Raw genomic sequence first — 1314 nt, forward strand, 5'->3', positions numbered from 1 at the left:
YYMYTATAATTACCCAGAATATACCAAAGATATCTGAGATGCTGGTGTAGTACAACCATTAAAAACTAAAATTACAGCACCAGCACAATGTAAAAAAGGTTCTTCTGGAAATTATATTAATTTATTTTCTGATGAATTTAATGAGGGTTATTATGAAATAGAAATTGATTTAAAACAAATTGATCTAACAATTCAAAGTATAAGTAAATTTCAAGATGCTTATAAAATAATTGAAATAAGTAATTTAGGTAATTTACAAGTTGAGTGTGCACAAGCAAATATAGAAAATTTTATTCCTGATAGAAATGTTAATTTAAATGGTGGTGGTTATAATGAGTTTTGTAAATATAATTATGGTTCATTAAATAATATAACTTTAAAACAAACTGGTCGTTCACAAACTGATAAAGTAAATTTTGATAATACCATAACTTTATATACTGATAATATAACTAATGATATTCAAACAGTTTCCACTGGTTATACTAATGGATTACCCAATGAAGAATATGCAAATAAATATAAACCTGAAAAAGGTGGAACTATCGAATATATTAAATTTTTATTGCAAATAACAAAATTATCTAATAATGATAAAGATAAAATCAAAGAAACATATATACAAGCATATTATACTAATGATGTAAAATTAAAAATTAGATTTTCAAAAGTAATGTTTGCTAATTTATCAACAAATTTAATTTATTATTTAGGTAATGATGAATATATAACAATAGATATGTCTAATCCTAATTATTTAGGAATTAGAAATAAAAATGATAACCCAGTTAAAATTGCAATAAAACCAAGATAATAAAAAAATAGATTTTTACATCTATTTTTTTATTCACCACTAATTTTTACATTATCGTTTTCATCAATAATTAACTTGGGTAATTTTTGTTCATCACCATTTCAACGATAAACAGATTTAAAATATGTATCATTATTATATGATTCTCAATCTGCTGGAGCTCAAGAAGATGAATATCTAACATATAAAGTAAAATAAAATGGATATCCGGTTTCTTCTCTTAATTCTAATGTATATTTATTATTATATTTATCAAATATTTTTCCTATTTTTAATTCAGTATGTTTAAAATTAACAATTCTTCAATTATCATTTTTATTACCACGCCATACTATATAATATCATTTATTATCAACTTTATTAAATGGTTTTTCTTGGGGTGTTATTCATTCTAAATTATCTCTGATTTCTTGGTTAGTAGTATTTATTTTATTCTTTTCTTTTAGTTCTTTAAGTTCTTCTTTTGTATATTCTTGTGGTGTATTACAAGCAACTAWWKT

General features: G+C 22.4%; 1 protein-coding gene and 1 pseudogene. One reads left to right on the plus strand and one right to left on the minus strand.

Annotated features, from left to right (window positions below; genetic code table 4):
• The coding region (locus EHV01_RS05670; protein WP_422066612.1) for a hypothetical protein at window positions 1-814 on the plus strand (814 nt) is incomplete at its 5' end.
• Between the two features lie 29 nt (window positions 815-843).
• Here EHV01_RS05670 and EHV01_RS05675 read toward each other — a convergent pair.
• Window positions 844-1314, minus strand: a pseudogene (locus tag EHV01_RS05675) (hypothetical protein); the annotation flags it as partial.

Source organism: Spiroplasma sp. hy2 (assembly GCF_044714365.1).
Taxonomy (GTDB): domain Bacteria; phylum Bacillota_I; class Bacilli_A; order Mycoplasmatales; family Mycoplasmataceae; genus Spiroplasma; species Spiroplasma phoeniceum.